11 protein-coding genes and 5 pseudogenes are annotated in these 15,414 nt (G+C 69.0%); 9 read left to right on the top strand and 7 right to left on the bottom strand.

The features are described from left to right. Positions 1–141: 141 nt before the first annotated feature. A pseudogene (locus AB0924_RS32620) lies at positions 142–1,848 on the bottom strand (erythromycin esterase family protein); the annotation flags it as partial. Between the two features lie 638 nt (positions 1,849–2,486). Here AB0924_RS32620 and AB0924_RS32615 point away from each other — a divergent pair. The 3 genes and pseudogenes from AB0924_RS32615 to AB0924_RS32605 form a co-directional block, all read left to right on the top strand. Next, positions 2,487–2,918, top strand: coding sequence for a transposase (locus AB0924_RS32615; protein ID WP_366913390.1), 432 nt, complete (start codon positions 2,487–2,489; stop codon positions 2,916–2,918). Then, positions 2,879–3,301 carry a transposase gene (locus tag AB0924_RS32610; RefSeq protein ID WP_366913389.1) on the top strand — a complete coding sequence of 141 codons (423 nt, stop codon included), beginning with the start codon at positions 2,879–2,881 and terminating at the stop codon, positions 3,299–3,301. The genes AB0924_RS32615 and AB0924_RS32610 overlap by 40 nt, the downstream gene beginning before the upstream one ends. Before the next feature lie 20 nt (positions 3,302–3,321). Continuing rightward, positions 3,322–3,648 (top strand): annotated as a pseudogene (locus tag AB0924_RS32605) (Tn3 family transposase); the annotation flags it as partial. 23 nt (positions 3,649–3,671) lie between these two features. On the opposite strand, the gene AB0924_RS32600 reads toward AB0924_RS32605, so the two are convergent. Then, entirely contained in the window at positions 3,672–4,667 is a 996-nt protein-coding gene (locus tag AB0924_RS32600) for an EamA family transporter (RefSeq protein ID WP_366913388.1), read from the bottom strand. Positions 4,668–4,735: 68 nt separating this feature from the next. On the opposite strand from AB0924_RS32600, the gene AB0924_RS32595 reads away from it, so the two are divergent. The 3 genes and pseudogenes from AB0924_RS32595 to AB0924_RS32585 form a co-directional block, all read left to right on the top strand. Continuing rightward, positions 4,736–5,641 carry a LysR family transcriptional regulator gene (locus AB0924_RS32595; RefSeq protein WP_366913387.1) on the top strand — a complete coding sequence of 302 codons (906 nt, stop codon included), beginning with the start codon at positions 4,736–4,738 and terminating at the stop codon, positions 5,639–5,641. A gap of 219 nt (positions 5,642–5,860) precedes the next feature. After that, positions 5,861–6,058: pseudogene (locus AB0924_RS32590) on the top strand (hypothetical protein); the annotation flags it as partial. Positions 6,059–6,165: 107 nt separating this feature from the next. Next, positions 6,166–6,342: pseudogene (locus tag AB0924_RS32585) on the top strand (MGMT family protein); the annotation flags it as partial. Between the two features lie 7 nt (positions 6,343–6,349). On the opposite strand, the gene AB0924_RS32580 reads toward AB0924_RS32585, so the two are convergent. Further along, positions 6,350–7,045: a Sir2 family NAD-dependent protein deacetylase gene (locus tag AB0924_RS32580; RefSeq protein ID WP_366913395.1), complete on the bottom strand. Its 696-nt coding sequence runs from the start codon at positions 7,043–7,045 to the stop codon at positions 6,350–6,352. Between the two features lie 1,787 nt (positions 7,046–8,832). Continuing rightward, complete coding sequence (locus AB0924_RS32575) at positions 8,833–9,219, bottom strand: hypothetical protein (protein ID WP_366913386.1); 387 nt, start codon at positions 9,217–9,219, stop codon at positions 8,833–8,835. 531 nt (positions 9,220–9,750) lie between these two features. Here AB0924_RS32575 and AB0924_RS32570 point away from each other — a divergent pair. Continuing rightward, a pseudogene (locus AB0924_RS32570) lies at positions 9,751–10,105 on the top strand (VOC family protein). Between the two features lie 67 nt (positions 10,106–10,172). On the opposite strand, the gene AB0924_RS32565 reads toward AB0924_RS32570, so the two are convergent. Both AB0924_RS32565 and AB0924_RS32560 read right to left on the bottom strand, forming a co-directional pair. Beyond that, a complete protein-coding gene (locus AB0924_RS32565) occupies positions 10,173–10,808 on the bottom strand; it encodes a PIN-like domain-containing protein (RefSeq protein WP_366913385.1) in 636 nt (211 codons plus the stop codon). Positions 10,809–10,984: 176 nt separating this feature from the next. After that, complete coding sequence (locus tag AB0924_RS32560) at positions 10,985–11,536, bottom strand: GIY-YIG nuclease family protein (protein WP_366913384.1); 552 nt, start codon at positions 11,534–11,536, stop codon at positions 10,985–10,987. Positions 11,537–12,143: 607 nt separating this feature from the next. Here AB0924_RS32560 and AB0924_RS32555 point away from each other — a divergent pair. After that, the gene (locus tag AB0924_RS32555) at positions 12,144–12,347 is read left to right on the top strand and encodes a cold-shock protein (RefSeq protein ID WP_020120296.1); all 204 of its coding nucleotides are present in this window, start codon (positions 12,144–12,146) and stop codon (positions 12,345–12,347) included. Between the two features lie 410 nt (positions 12,348–12,757). Here the strand turns inward: AB0924_RS32555 and AB0924_RS32550 are convergent, their stop codons facing one another. Continuing rightward, complete coding sequence (locus tag AB0924_RS32550) at positions 12,758–12,976, bottom strand: hypothetical protein (protein WP_366913394.1); 219 nt, start codon at positions 12,974–12,976, stop codon at positions 12,758–12,760. A gap of 378 nt (positions 12,977–13,354) precedes the next feature. Here AB0924_RS32550 and AB0924_RS32545 point away from each other — a divergent pair, with 378 nt between their 5' ends. Continuing rightward, entirely contained in the window at positions 13,355–14,929 is a 1,575-nt protein-coding gene (locus tag AB0924_RS32545; RefSeq protein ID WP_366913383.1) for a hypothetical protein, read from the top strand. Positions 14,930–15,414 lie beyond the last annotated feature (485 nt).

The following is a 15,414-nucleotide window of genomic DNA, read 5'->3' as shown; positions in this document are numbered from 1 at the left end:
GATGATCGCAGCCGGCTCCTTCCCCTTCCCCGACCAGCAGGTCGACATGGACGCCTCGCCGAGGGTCGGCGACGGACTGATCCGGCTCCCGACCTCGTGGAACAACTCCTCGACACTGTCAGCGAGCGCCGGCCGTACCCGCTTGCGATCTGCCGGGCCGCCCCAGTCGTCCGCGGCCGTGACCGTGCCGACGTAGGTGGTGAAGCCGAACAGCCGGCAGTCGTGCGGGTGGGCCTCGCGCACCAGCCGTCCGATGTTGAACTCGCCCCGGGACGTGGCCTCGGTCGCCAGCGCGTCACCGATGTGGGAGTTGTGCGCCCACACCACGACCTTCGCCGGGCTGCCGCGCCGCCGGCTCAAGTGCTCGACCAGCGCGTCCAGGGTCTCGGCCATGTGCCGGTCGCGCAGGTTCCAGGAGGAGACCTGGCCGCCGAACATCGTGCGGTAATACTCCGACGCGTCCGCCACCAGCCGCGCGTTGCGCTCGGCGTGGAACAGTTCGTCCTCGGCGAGCGGCCCAGCGGGGCCGGCGTACTCGCTGGCGTGCCGCTGCAGGTCGACCAGCTGTTCGATCACCTCCTGCTCGCACGTCTCGCCCGCGCCGAAGGCAGCCTCGAAGCCCCAGGACTGCGCGTCGTCCTCACCGCCCTGAAAGTGATCGAAGCAGGAGTAGCGCTCCCGGGCACGGGCGGCTGCCTGCGGATCGACGCCTTCGAGGTACGTGATGACTTCCTCCACGGACCGGTACAGGCTGTAGAGGTCGAGTCCGTAGAAGCCGGCCATGGACGGCTCGTCGCCCTCGTACCGCTCGTTGTGCTGCCGCAGCCAGCCGACGAAGTCCAGCACCGCGGTGTTCCGCCACATCCAGGCCGGGAAGCGCTGGAAGCCGCGCAGGGCCTCCTCGGCCGTCGCGTCGTCGCTCCCGCCGCGCACGTACCGGTTGACGCGGTACGCGTCGGGCCAGTCCGCCTCGGCGGCCACCGCACAGAAAGCCTTCTCCTCGATCAGCCGGCGGGTCATGCGGGCGCGAGCCTCGTAGAACTCGTGGGTACCGTGCGACGCTTCGCCGATCAGCACATAGCGGGCGTCACCGACGAGATCAAACAACAGTTCGTCCAGTGGTGCCCCATCCTCGGTCGGCACCGCCTCGGCGCGGGCCGCCGCCACGTCGCCGCGCGGCCGCCCGCCCGTCGCGGCAGCACCGCGCGACGCGGCGCGCAGCAGGTTCCGCACCTCCTCGTCGGTGGTCTGGGCGAAGTCCCAGTACGAGGCGCCGACGGCGAAGAACGGCGCCGGGGTGGTGGCACACACCACCTCGTCGACGATGTCGGACAGCTCCTGGCAGGTTGCCTCCGGCGCCGCCGGGACCGCGACCACCACGCGGCCCGGCCGGTGGCGGCGCAGCGCATGAAGGGCGGCCCGCGTACTCGCGCCGGTCGCCAGGCCGTCGTCCACCAGGATCACCGTGCGGCCCGCCAGTTCGGGCGCGGGCCGGCCCTCGCGGTAGTTCTGCTCGCGGCGGAGCAGCTCCCGGCCCTCCCGTTCGGCGACGGCGCGCATGGTCTCCGGCAGGATGCCCAGGCCCCGGAGGACGTCATCGTTGAGGACCAGCACACCGCCCTCGGCGATCGCCCCCATCGCCACCTCTTCCTGGCCGGGCACGCCCAGCTTGCGGACGAGGAATACATCGAGCGGCGCGCCGAGCCCCCTGGCGACCTCGTAGGCCACCGGCACTCCGCCGCGCGGAAGTCCGAGGACGATCAGCCCCGGGGCGCCTCGGTGGTGGTCAAGGAGTCCGGCCAGGACCTGACCGGCGTCCCTGCGGTCACGGAACAGACGATCCTGCATGATCGCTCCTCATGTCGCGCGCGGCATCCGGCGCCCTACGTCCAGTGTCCTGCTCGGCTCCTTCGTTTGGGGCAAGTGGGGGAGCCACGGCAGCGGCGCCGGACAGCGAGGCTGGTACGGCGGGACCGGGCGTGTTCACGGCGGGCGGAGGCAACGCGATGCGGCGAGGGAACGTTGGGGACGAACTCCTCGTTCTCGAGGTCCAGCCTGTCCACGTTCTTCCAGGTCTGCGCCCGGCTTGCCTGCTGCTCCGCGGCACGGGCCGCCTTCAGCTGCTCGTTGACAGCCGCCTTGCGGCTTTTGATCCGCTCGTTGAACCGGGTGTGCTGCTTGTTGAGAAGGAGCACCAGGAGCCGCTCGTCGCTGAGAAATCATTCGCTTATCGATCACGTGGGCTGGCCTGGTCGAACAGGGTTCTTGTTCGGGTGATCGCGCGAGAGCCGGCGCATGACAGCAGGGCCACTTGGTAGGTCGGGGGTGCGAACCAAACCGATCACCAGGAGGCCCTGTTGCCGCAGTCTTTCGCGCTTGCGTGCGTGGAGTCCAACGCGCCGTCCCTGTCGTGTGACTGCCTCGCGCACAGGTTCGGCAATGCGGCGGACGGGCCGGAGCAGCGCGTGCGGTGCTACGCCTCCGACATGACGGAGGCGGAGTGGCAGGTCATCCGGCCGTTGCTGCCCATTCCGGCATGGTTTCAGGGGCGGGGTGGGCGGCCGGAGGGCTACTGCCACCGCGTGATGTTGGACGCGGTCCGCTATGTGGCCGACAACGGTGTCAAGTGGGCCAACCTGCCCGCGGACTTCCCGCCGTACCGGCGTGTGCATGCATTCGCCCGCCGTTGGCAGGTGACGGGTCTGCTCGCCGAGCTCCACGACCGGCTGCGTGACCGCGTGCGGGCCAAGGAGGGCCGCGCGGTGGACCCGACGGCCGCGATCGTGGACTCGCAGTCGGTGCGGGCAGCGGCGAACATCCCGTGCTCGACCTCCGGCTGGGACGGCGAAAGAAGGTGGGAGGGCGTAAGCGGCACCTGGTGGTGGACTGCCTCGGCCTGGTGCTGGCCGTCGCGGTGACCGCGGCAAGCGTGCAGGACCGCGACGCCGCCGTCCCACTGCTGCAGCGGCTGCGCGGGCTGTACTTCTCCATCCGCCTGGTGTGGGCGGACGGCGGCTATGCCGGGCGGATGGTCGACTGGGCTGCCGAAAACCTCCACCTCGCCCTGGAGAACGTCAGACGCACCGACGACACCACGGGCTTCGTGGCGCTGTCGCGCAGGTGGGTGGTGGAAAGAACGCTGAGCTGGCTGATGCGCTCGCGCCGCCTGGTGCGCGACTACGAGACGCTGCCCGACATGCACGAGGCCATGGTGCTGTGGTCGATGACCATGCTCATGAGCGGCCGCCTGGCCGGACGCCGCCCCGGCGCCTTCAGCCGGCCGGCACCACAAGCACGGTGAACACTCCCGGTCTCACCTGCCGAGACGTGTGCCACGGCAAGCGCGGCATCATCCACCAGGCGTACCGCGACGGCATGGAGGACCAGCTCGGTGCACTCGGCTTGGCCCTCAACGCCATCGTGCTCTGGACCACCCGCTACATCGACGCCGCCGTCGCCCAGCTCCGCGCCGAGGGCCACGAGATCCGCGACGAGGACGTCACCCGACTGTCCCCGCTCAAGCACCGCAACCTGAACCTGCTCGGCCGCTACAGCTTCACCGCCAGCGTCCCGACCGCCGGCGCCCTGCGGCCGCTGCGTGACCCGGACGCACCGGGGCTCGACGAAGACGACGACGGCGAGGACTGACACCCCAGGGGCCTTGCGTCACCTCACGGCATTTTGTGCTTGGCCTGTAGTCGGGACTCGGCGAGGGCGAGGGCGGCGATGGCCCCGAGCAGGATCACCGTGCCCGCGACGGTGGCCGCGGTGAGCTGTTCGTCAAGGAACAGCACGGCCAGGACGGCGGCGCTGACCGGTTCGAGGAGCATCATCACCGACGCGGTGGCGGCCCTGAGTACGGCAACGCCGGCGAAGTACAGCGGGTAGGCGAGCGCCGTGGTGACGGCGGCGATGTACAGCATCAGCAGCGCCGCCTCGGTGAGGTTCCCGCCCTGCGGGAGAAGACCCTCATGGAGGGCCAGCGGCAGCATCACGACGGCGCCGATGAGGAAGGACCACAGGGTGAGGGGAAAGGCGTCCACGCCGGTGCCGTGCCGCCCGGTCCACCGGCCCAGCAGGTTGGTGACGGCATAGCCGACGGCGGACAGCAGCGCCATCGCCACGCCCGCGGGGTGCACGACGCCGGGCTGGTTGGCCAGCACGAGCACGGTCAGTCCGGCCAGCGCGCCGGCGCCGGCCAGCGCTCCGGCGCGGCGGATGCGCTCGCCCAGGAACAGGCGCCCGCCGGCGGCCGTGAACACGGGTGCGGCGCCGAGCGTGACGATGGTGCCCACCGCCAGCCCGGTGTCCCGCACGGCGGCGAAGTAGGCGGTCTGGAAGACGGCCAGCCCGACTCCGGTGCAGACCAGCAGCACCCGCCGCCCGGCAGGCTGCGGCGCGCGTGGCGCCTTGCGGGACGGTCGCAGCGCCCAGGCGGGGAGCAGCAGTACAGCCCCGGCCAGGAAGCGCCAGAACGAGATGGCCATGGGCCCCAGGCCGCTGATCCGGTAGATGACCTCCACGGCCGCGCCGGTGGTTCCCCAGGCGATTCCGGCGAAGGCGAGGAAGGCGAAGCCGCGCCGTACCGAGAGTGAGCCGGTCAGTGATCCGTGCCCGCCCCGGCCCAGCTCCTCCGCGTCGACGGCGAGGTCCTGTGAGGTCTGCATCTGTTCACCGTGCGCCCCATCATGCGATACGCAAAATGCATCCAATCTACCAACGATACGCTGAACGTATGGATGCACGCGGAGGAAACGGCGCAGGGCTGGAACTGAAGCACCTGCGCTGCCTGGTCGCCATCGTCGACACCGGCAGCTTCACGGACGCGGCCCTGGAACTGGGCATCTCCCAGGCCGCGGTCTCCCGCACCCTGCTGGCCCTGGAGAAGACCTTGGGGGTGCGGCTGCTACACCGCACCAGCCGCACGGTCGAGCCCACCAAGGCGGGCGTGCAGGTCCTCGCCCGAGCCCGTCTGCTGCTCGCCGGCGCGGACGAACTCGTCACCGAAGCAGCCTCCGGCCACCGCCGCCTGCACATCGGTCACGCCTGGTCGGCCTTCGGGCGTCACACCACCGAGTTCCAGCGTCGCTGGCAGCACGACCACCCCGACATAGAGCTCCGGCTCGTCCGCCACAACTCCTCCACCGGCGGACTCGCCGAAGGACTGTGCGACCTCGCGGTCATCCGCAGCGCCCTCGACCTCACGCCCTGGTCACATGCCTTTGTCGGCCACGAGGACCGTTACCTGGCCCTCGCCTCCGACGATCCCTGGGCCCGCCGCCGCAGCATCCGCCTGGCCGAAGTCGCCACCCGCACGCTTGCCCTCGACCGCCGCACCGGCACCACCACCTTGAACTTGTGGCCCGAGACCGAACGGCCCGCCGCCGAGTACGTCCACGACATCGACGACTGGCTCGCCGCCATCGCCTCCGGCCGCTGCGTCGGCGTCACTCCCCAGGCCACCGCAGCCCAGTACCGCCCCTCCGGCATCACCTACCGCCCCCTGCGCGACGCGGAGCCCGTCCCTGTCCACCTCATCTGGCGCCGACAGGACCCCCACCCCGCCACCCGCGCTGCCGTAGCCCTCGCCATCGACCTCTACCGCGCAGACCACCAAGCCCCGACACGCTCTCGCAGATGAATGGTGAGAGCGGTGGGCCGTCCGCCGCTCAACGGCCACGGCCGCGTTCTGCCTGCCGCCAACGATCTTTGACGACAGACGGCCGACGCGTCCAATACGAGGCCGGCATCGAGGACCCGGTCGTCTTTGAGGAGGACCCTGGGACCTCCAGCCGCCTAACGCCCTCTCCAGCGCCCGAAGTTCCGCGAACTGCTCACCTGCGTACGGCCGGGCGACACCGTGCACATCTCCGAGATGTTCCGCCTCGTCCGCAGTACCAGCCACATCCTCCACGTGCTCGACGTCCTCCACCGCGACCAGGTGGCGCTGCGCATCCACGACGGCGCGTTCTCCGGGATGGGCCTCACCGCACGCCACCCGCGCACCGGAGAGTTGCTGTCCACCGTGAAGTTCATGGTGCAGACCCTCGCCGCCGCCGGCGACCTCCAGCGCGAACTGACCTACGACGGACTGCGCGCCGCTGAGACAAAGGGCAGCAAGGGCGGACGCCGCCCCGCCGTCCCGGCCGACCAGACCGACGCCGTATCGGCAACCCGAACGCCTCCCGCGCTGTCGGCCTGGCGAACGGTCGCAACCCGATCGGCATCATCGTCCCCTGCCACCGCGTCGTCGGCTCCGACGGCAGCCTCACCGGCTACGGCGGCGGCCTGGACCGCAAGCGACGACTCCTGGACTTCGAACGGGCGACGGCGCTGTTCTGAACCGGGCCTAGCCCTTCGACGCGTCCAGCGTGCGCAGCAGCGCGGGCAGCGCCGTCCCGATCGGCTCCCGGACGACCTCGTCGGCGCGGTCGTCGTAGGGGGTCGGGTCGGCGTTGACGATGACGAGCCGGGCCCCGTGGTCGGCGGCGACACCGACGAGGCCGGCGGCGGGCTGCACCTGGAGGCTGCTGCCCACGGCGATGAACACCTGGCAGGCCTTGGCGATCGCCACGGCCTGCCCCAGCACCTGCGGGTCCAGCCGCTCACCGAACATCACGGTCGCGGACTTCAGGATCCCGCCGCACCCCAGGCACGCCGGGTCCTCCTCGCCGGCCTCGACCCGGGCGAGCGCCTCCTCCATGGGCCCGCGGGCGTGACACCGCGTGCACACGACACTGCGCGCGGTGCCGTGCAGCTCCAGCACCTTGCGGGCGGGTATGCCGGCGAGATGGTGCAGCCCGTCCACGTTCTGCGTGATGACCCGCACCGGGATCCCGGACTTCTCGAGCTCCGCGACGGCGAGGTGCGCGGCGTTGGGCTCGGCCTTCAGGGTCCGGTTCTTCCGCCGCAGCTGCCATGACCTGCGCCGGATCTCCGGGTCGCCCATGTAGTACTCGTACGTCACGAGCTTCTCGGCCTCCGGGTCCCGCCGCCACAGCCCGTTGGGGCCGCGGTAGTCGGGAATGCCGGAGTCGCAAGGCATTGGCAGACGTAACACGTCGTCGTTCCGGCAGCGGAGCGTTCGTGGGAGGCGATGGCCATCACGTGACGCGCTGAATGGGGCGGTAGTGGTCCCTAGCCGCCCAAGCCCCATCGCACGCCCGCCACAACCGCGAGCACCACGGCAGGAACCACCCACCCCCACCCCATGACCCGCCGCACCGACGGCAGCAGCCACAAACCCGTCGCCGCACCGGCAGCCCCGATGGTTAGGACGCAGGACAGGACGATGCCGGCGTATGCGTCGTCGTCCCAGGAGCCTGACGGGCGGATGGTCAGGGCGGTCCAGCAGAAGTACGCGGCGATGAGGGTGAGCAGGGTCAGTGGTACGGCGAGGACCAGGCGAAGGCCGCCGCGGTCGTTGTCCGGGTGGGAAGGGCGGGTCATCAGCGCAGTGCGATCCTTGCCTCGTCCAGGTTGTTGTGAAGCCACGCCCGTAGGCCTGAGCGTCATCGGTCTGCCAGTACGGGCCAACGTTGTAGTGCGCGGCGAGCTCCTGGTACTGGGCCGCTGTCATCTCCTCCGGCGGTACGTCGGCGAACTCGCTCTCTGCCTTGAGCTGGGCCAGGTACTCCGAGGCGATGAAGATGTTCTGCCCGGGGTCTTGGAGGGCCTCCTCCACTATGCCGCGCTGTTGGTCGGTGAGGTTGTCGGGGTCGTAGCCGAGGACCTCGGCGCCGCGTCGCACTTGGATGGCTATGGGCCCCATGGATGTGTTGTCGGGGTCGCCGCCGAGACGCCAAGGCAGGCTCTCGGGGGCGATCGGGCTCAACGGGGAGTCCGCCTGTTCGCGGATGGTGTCGGTGATGTCGTCGAGGATGCCAGGCTGCCCACCGATCTCCTGCCAGGCGATGCCGGCGACCATGTCCGGCGGCAGCCCCGAGTTCCGTGCCGCCGCCTTGATGATCTCTTTGTTCGCGGCGATCCACTCAGCTCGCTCCTCGGCGTTGGAGGGCGGGCTCCGGTAACTGTCCTTCGCTCCGGGGAGGCTGGCGACCTGCAGGCGGATGTCGCGCAGTGTCGGAGAGACGATCTCGTTCCCGGCGATGGGGTAGTAGTCCTGCTTGGGGCCGCTGCCGGGCAACCGCGTCAACGGGTTCGTGCTCGCCTCGGCCGCTTCCCGCCGCAGCTCCGAGATCGCGGAGACGATGTCGACGCGTTGGATGAAACCCATGCGAAAGTCCGGCAGCAGGTCGTAGGCCTGCTTGAGTTCGTGGACGCAGATCTCCCGCGCCTCGTGCTCAGTGGTCTTCGCCAAGTGGAAGTCCCCGCCGGCGGCGTCGTGCAGCCGGTTCGCATCGTCGCGGATGTCGTCGACGTCCATGGTGAGTTCGGCGAAGAAGTCCATGACACCGGTGGTGGCCCGCATGTCCTCCCACTGGCGCATCGGCTCCGCTTCCTGGGCTTCGCGGGTGATCGCCGTGCCCTTGGTGTGGATCAGTGTTGCGAGGGCCTGCTCGTTCGCCTTGCCGTTGGAGTAGTGGGCCTTGGCGACCTCCAGCGCGAATGCGTAGCTGCGCAGGGCGCTGGCGGCCTTGTCGTAGCCCTCGGCCAGTTGCGCGATGAGTTTGCGCCCCTCGGCGAGTCTGGCCTCGTAGTGCTGACTGCCCTCACTTTTCCACTGCGTGTGCTTCTCGGCCCGCTCGGCGGAGGGGTCGACCGCCACGAGCATGTCGTGCAGGCGCTTGAACTCGTCCGCGTTCCGCTCGACGAGGGGTGGGTTGCAGCTTTCCAGGAACTCGACGTCCTTGCGGTGGCTGATGCCGCTGCTCATCGTGCCTCCGGGGCGACGTACTGGCCGTAGCGAAGGACGTCGTCGAGGAAGCGCTGAGCTGTGTCGTCGTCGATCTTCACGAAGTCGCTGCCGGTCGTCCTTAGGCGGGTGGATAGCGCCGTGAACAGAGGGACTGCGTCCAGGTACTGGTCATCGGCGAATCCAGCGAACCGTGCCACCTGTTTGGCCACGTCCTCAGGCGTCCGGGGTTCACGGGCCATGGTGGTCAGTTCGGCGTCAGGCCGTCCCTCGTGAAGGAAGCCCGCGATTTCGATCAGCAGATTCGCGTTGCCATTGATCGACTCGGCCTTGGCCACCAGGGACCCGGAGGCTGGGGCGCCTGACCCCGCGCCTCCGTCTGCCGGCAGCTGGTCGATCTGCATGCCGCCTGCCGACGCGCCAAAGCGTCGGCCTTCAATTGGGCCCACTCCTCCTCGAATGACAACCTGTTCCCCCTCCAGCCCGATGCCTCGAACAGTCAATCGATCATGCCGCTGGGGAGGGGCGTACCGAAACCTCGCCACTCCGGTTGCGGACCGGTGTGACAGACCGCTCAACTCAGGCGGGTGTAACGGGGGAGAGACGTGTCGCGGGCGCAGGCAGCGCGTACGGGCCGCCGCACAGTGCGTCCCGGTTCGTCAGTTGTGATGTGGCCACCGGCACCTATGCGTGCTGAAGGCTCTTCCAAGACTTGGACTCGCCCACGACCCCCAGGCACGAACATCGGCTCCAGCCGCCCCGTAGTTCCTGGTGCTCGTGCAAGGCGCAGGATGCTTTGACGAAATCCCCATGTCGGTGGAGATACCCGCTCCGCTGAGGATGGCGACGAGTGGCCTGTTCATGGGGCCGAGCGTAGGCTGGGCGGCCGCCCGGGGCGAACGGATATCGGCAGACCGCGCTGGCAGGATGGCGCCATGGAACGAGTACTGGGAATCGGTGGGTATTTCCTGCGGGCGTCGGACCCGGCGGCCCTGAGCGCGTGGTACCGCGACTGCCTCGGCCTGGACGCCGACGAGAACGGTCTGTGGCGGCAGGGGGCGGGGGCCGACGGTGTTCGCGGCGTTCGAGGCCGGCACCGACTACTTCGGGTCCCCCACCCAGCAGACGATGCTCAACTTCCGCGTCCGCGACCTGGACGCGATGCTCACGCAGCTCCGCGCCGCAGGCGCCGACGTGGCCGAGGAGACCCAGGAAATGAACGGCGTCGGCCGCTTCGGCTGGGTCACCGACCCGGAGGGCAACCGCATCGAACTCTGGCAGCCCGCCTGACCGCTTCCGCACGGGCCGGTGAAAAAAGTGAATCCCTCCTGAAAGCTTCAGGAGGGCTTCACTTGCGTCATCGTGCCTGACTGTGGGCGAGCCAGCGTTCGGCCCACTGCCGTTGCGCAGGTTCGACGTGCTCGTAGGATGCGATGCGCTTCGCGTGCTCCCGCAGCGTTTCAGCCCGCACGTCCGCCGTCACGAACAGCACGTCGCACTGGCGGCGGCCGGCCTCCCGGAGGATCTGCTCCCACACGAGATAGTCGGCGGCGGCTCCCACACCTTCCTTGGTCTTGTCCATGTAGCCCGGAGGCAGCCGCTTCTCGACGCGGCGCATGCCCTCCGCGATCGCCTTGTCGTGGTCCTGCGGACTCAGTGGAGCGCCGGCCCGGCCGTCGAGTGCAGGCTCCAGTTCCGCGATGACGGGGTCGGTGCTCGTGTCGTGGGTGATGTTCTGCCACTCGCCCTCACCGACCTTGACGATCGTCTCCTGCACGTCGTCGAAGACCTCGTTCAGCTGATCGCGGAGACGGTCGGTCTCGTCCTCGGGCAGAGCGACGCGGTTGGCCCAGGTGCGCAGAGTCCGTTCGGCCTGTGCCGCGCGGTAACAGTTCGCCAGGGGATCTCCTGGTGCAGCCCGTCGTGCCCAGTCCGAGGGACAACTCTGGGGGCCGACGGCAGCCTGGCTTGCGCCAGTTGCGAGAGCGGGCAATCCGCTTCAGTCGCTGGAGATGGACCGGCCCAAGAGCCGCCTGATCTGGCTCCGCAACCCCAACGTCGTCCGTCTCCTGCGGGGCCTGGCCACCGGCAGCATTCCGCTCACAGCGGATGATCCTGGCCGTCCCTCTTGCCAGTCCTTGTCTCAGTGGGCCGCTCAGCGAAAGTCCGCTACTTGTCCGGCCGGGGGCCAGCACTGGCGTGGTAGAAGGCTCGCGCTTGCTTGACGCGGTCCCGGGAGGTGCCGCCATGCTCCGCTCCCCCGACGTTCAGCGGTGGGCGCAGTTGGGAGATCAGTTCCTTCTCCAGCGGGACGGGGTCGGGGTCCTCGGTCCAAGTCACGGTGAGGTGGTGGTGCATCCAGTGGGTAAGGCGCTGTTCGTCCTTGGGAATCAGTACGACGCGGTCAGTCCAGGTGGTGCAGTAGCTCTCAACGGCCATGAGGAGTCCGGCCAGGGTTCGACGCAGGGTGGACCGTCCGGAGTCCTTCAGGTGGTTGGAGACGACGCGGGACCGCAGCCGGCGGGCCTTGCCCAGGTAGAGCAGCCGCAGTTCGGCATCGCCGCTATTGACCGGTCCGGGGAAGAAGTCAAGGACCTCAGGCGGCGCCCACCAGGCGTACACCCCTGCGCTCCTGGGCAGGGCGACGGCCGCGCGACCGAGGGGCTGGGGTGCGGAGAGTAGTTCGGCTGTGGCCCGCTGAACGGTCACGTCGTCGAGCATGGGGGAACCCTAGACGCGGATAAGCGGATCTGTCACCGTCTGCGGCATCACCCCGCAGCTTGATCAGGCAGGCGGCTCAGGGGGCGTGCCTACCTGCGAGTTCATTTTCTTCGGCGCGGATAGCGGGCGTGGTGCGCCACAGGATCGTCCGCCGCCAGGGCCTGCACCGCGCCTCCGGAATCGGCGGGGACACGTGGCACAGGCCGCCATGTGCGCAGTCCGCGGCGGGGTGGCAACGCCTCGCCGCCCTGTGCAGAAGAAGCCTTTCGGGGGCAGCGCCTGCGGTGAACAGGTCCAGCAGGGCCGGCCAGTGACCGTCGGCGGCCCTGGCACGGGCACCGCGCCGGTGGCGCTGAAGAATGCGTGATCACCATCGCCGCTTCTCACGGGCGATCCAGCCCTTCGTCCGAGCCAGTTGCTGGCGCGTTATCGCTAGCGGCTTCCGCCATGCCGTTATAGCGTTGTGATCAGCAGTCGTGGTTCCGAAGTTCCGTTCGCCCGTGATCGCCATCACGGGCGTTCTTGCTGTTCAGCGCCTCTCCGGACCAGGGCGATCACCTCCCGTGCGTGCAGGGTGCACGCCCGGTTTCCCTCGAAGGAGACAGTCATGGCCAAGGGCACTGTGAAGTGGTTCAACAGCGAGAAGGGATTCGGTTTCATCGAGCAGGAGGGTGGCGGCCCCGACGTCTTCGCCCACTACTCCAACATCGCCGCCCAGGGTTTCCGTGAGCTGCAGGAGGGCCAGAAGGTCGAGTTCGACGTCACGCAGGGCCAGAAGGGCCCGCAGGCGGAGAACATCCGCCCCGTCTGATCGCGCGCCTCGGTAAGGCCCGGCATCCCGGCATCCCGGCTTCGGGACGCCGGGCCTGACTGTCTGTCGGAGTGGTCAGCGGGCGGGATCCGATCGGCCTCTCTAGGGTGGGTCCCCATGAGCCACTGTCATGAACAGCAAGCGGAACTGCCTCACCGCATTGCAGGACATCTGATGCGCATCGTTCACCCGAGGGTCTGGCCCACAGTACGAGCCAGCCGTCCGCCGAGGGCGCTCCGGCCGGACGCGCCCGCGGCACCTGGACGCGGCCTGATCATGACGGCATGACAGACCGATGCAAGCACCCGCAGGGCGTAGCCTTACCTGAGACGGTTCTGGCCGAACTCCATGCTGCCCTCGCCCGCAGGAGGCGACGTGAGGGGGACGGAGCAGGACCAAGTCGGGGAGGGTCAGGCGGGGCGACGGCCGGCCACACTGCCGTCCGGATCGTCCAGAAGCGCCATTCGGGCGGTGATGCGTTTGCCGACCGGCTCCTGCTGCGCCTCAAAGCCCTGGGCGTCCGCCATCACGATCGCCGAGACGGGTACCCCGTGGTCGGCCTGGAGCCGGGTGAGGAAGTCGGCCGCGAAATGGCGGGGCTCAGCGATACATGTGCCGTTGCCATCCAGCGCTACTGGCGCCTGTCACGGCTCTGGGTGGCTAGGGCCCTCCTCACCGTGTGAAGGCGGTTCCATGAACTGACCGAATTCCTGGCGCTGTGAGGCCCAGAGGGCTACATCCGCGACCGCATCGAGGTATTCCGCGCCGCCGGTGTCACCCAGTTGAACGTCCGGATAGTCACCCCCGACCTCGTCCGCCTCGGCGAGAGGGTCAAGGGCTGGCTCTGACGGGCTGCTACGACCTGGACGCCGCACACCGCGCGCGCCGGTGAGGCGAGCGTGGCCTTCCGAGGACTGCACGAGGTTGTTGGAGCCGTATCCTGCGGGCGTTCGTCGCACGCCGTCGGGCCGTTTCGGCTTGAATGCTGCCGGAGACGAGGGGGGCGAGTGGCAGACGCGATGGTGCGGTGGGATCAAAGGGCGGTGGCGCTAGTCGAGTTGCGAGGCAGTGCAACGGACCAGGCGCTTTTCGAGGACGCCTTGGGCCAGCACGAGTGGCCCGTGCTGGATCAGCAGGGGCCGTCCGTTTCTTCGCAGGGCGTGAGGGTGATCCGGTACACGGTCGAGCTTCGCTTCCCTGGATCGTCATTTCGAGCGGTGACGGGCGCGCGGCATCGGCTCGAGGTGCTGGCGGACCGACTGCGCATCGACCTCATCGTGAAGGCCGTGGACCGGGTTGAGCGTGAACCTGACGTCTCGCACCTCTGGTCGGTCTACCGTAGGGCCCGGGATCCCGCGGCCCATCCGGGGCTGAGCAGGCGGGCTCGTTTGAACCATCGGATGGCCGAACTCCGCGGGACCGGCCGCAAGGTGCGAGCCGATGACGCCAGCGAAGCCCACAACCTCGGGCTGCGTGCGCTGCCCGGGGCGCCCGCGCAACCGAGCGATGCCTCGGTACGCCCGGCCTGGAGCACGCTGATGATCCGAGGGTCGGTCCCGGCGCGTCCCCGCCGACCCGTGATCGAGGGGTTGCGGCTTCCGCTGCTCGTCGCGCTCGTGCTGGGCATGACCTTTGTGCAGAGCAGTCCGGCAGGACACACCGGGCCGAGTGGACCGCAGTTCTGGTCCCTCGCGTGCGTCGCGGTCGTGGTGGCCGTCATAGCCGCCGCTGTGACTGTCTGTAATCGGCCTGAACTTCCTGCGGTGGCCGCGGCTGTGCCCGGGCCAGCGCTGTGTGGTCTGGCAGGATTTGGTGGAGTGCTGATCGGCTGGCCCCTCGCCGTCGTCGCGCCGGATGGTTTCGCGGGCCTCAAGGCGTTCGGGGTGCTGCTGCTCGGGCTGCTGACCTTTCTCGGCCTGTGGCTGCTGTTTCGGCAGTCCACCTGGCGTACGTCGTTGCCGTGGCTCTTGCCAGCGCTGCTGCCCTTCATCCCTGGGCTGCTGCCGGCGATCGGACTTTCCCTGCCTACCGTTTATTTGGGCGCGTTCGACGTCGATGTCGAGGATGTTCAATTGTCCATGCTGGACGAGTTGCGTTCGGCGTTCCACGTACTCGCCGCGATCAGCCTGTGGCTGATCGCCCCGGCGCTGCTGGGCTTGGTCAGACACCTCCATCTCATGGTGCGAGACCGGTGGATGGGCTACGCCGCTTTTGCTGTGTTTTCAGCTTGGTCCCTGCTCATAGGCGCCTGGCAGCTGGCGTATCTGCCTGCCCTGGATGCCGGGGACTCAGCTGAATCGGCTGCCGCGTACAGGGAGGGTCCCATCGGCGCGTACGGCGCCTACGGCATCGAACCGGAGTGGGTCTGCGTACGACCCGTCGCGGCCCCCGACAAGGTACCGGTGACCGGGGGCGAGCTGTATTCGGACGAGCCGTACCTCTGGCTGGGAGAAGCGGACCGTATCGCGGTGCTCTGGAGCCCTCCGGACTATCACGCGCTTAAGGTCCCCTTGGACTTCTTGCGCATCAAGCCGTACGACTCACATCCGGACTCCTGTGACAGCCTCAGGGGATCGGGTTGATCCGCTCAGACCGAGCACGTGGTGGGCCCAGTCGGAGCGCGTTTGGAGTTGCTGCGAGCAGCGGTGGACATGAAGCTTGGCGTCCCGGACGACGGACAGGGCCGCCGCGTCCTCGGGCGCTACGGCTGCTGCTGGCGCGACGTCCGTATCCCTCCGCGTCAGCCTTGTTGTTGTCGAACGAACTCCTCCGCCGGACTCCAGCCTGTTGGGCCTGACCTGGGGCTCAACCACCGCCGCGCGTATACGCCCTCTTCGCATCCCGTGAACAGGACCCGGAACAGGGCGATCCTCGCCTCGGCGCTGGAGGCGGAATCCGTATACGGCAGCCCGCCGACCCCGGAGACCGGAAACGCCGGGACGGGCTCGGGAACGGGACTGCGGGGGGCGCCAGAGATACGCGTCTCATGTGGGCAGGAGCAAAGTTCCCTGTCAAGTTGAAGTGTTCAGGAGTCCGACAGCCCCGACGGGTCTGCGGGCGGGTGTCG

It is taken from the genome of Streptomyces sp. NPDC047869, assembly GCF_040704065.1.
Taxonomy (GTDB): domain Bacteria; phylum Actinomycetota; class Actinomycetes; order Streptomycetales; family Streptomycetaceae; genus Streptomyces.
This window is presented reverse-complemented; position numbering and strand designations above follow the sequence as displayed.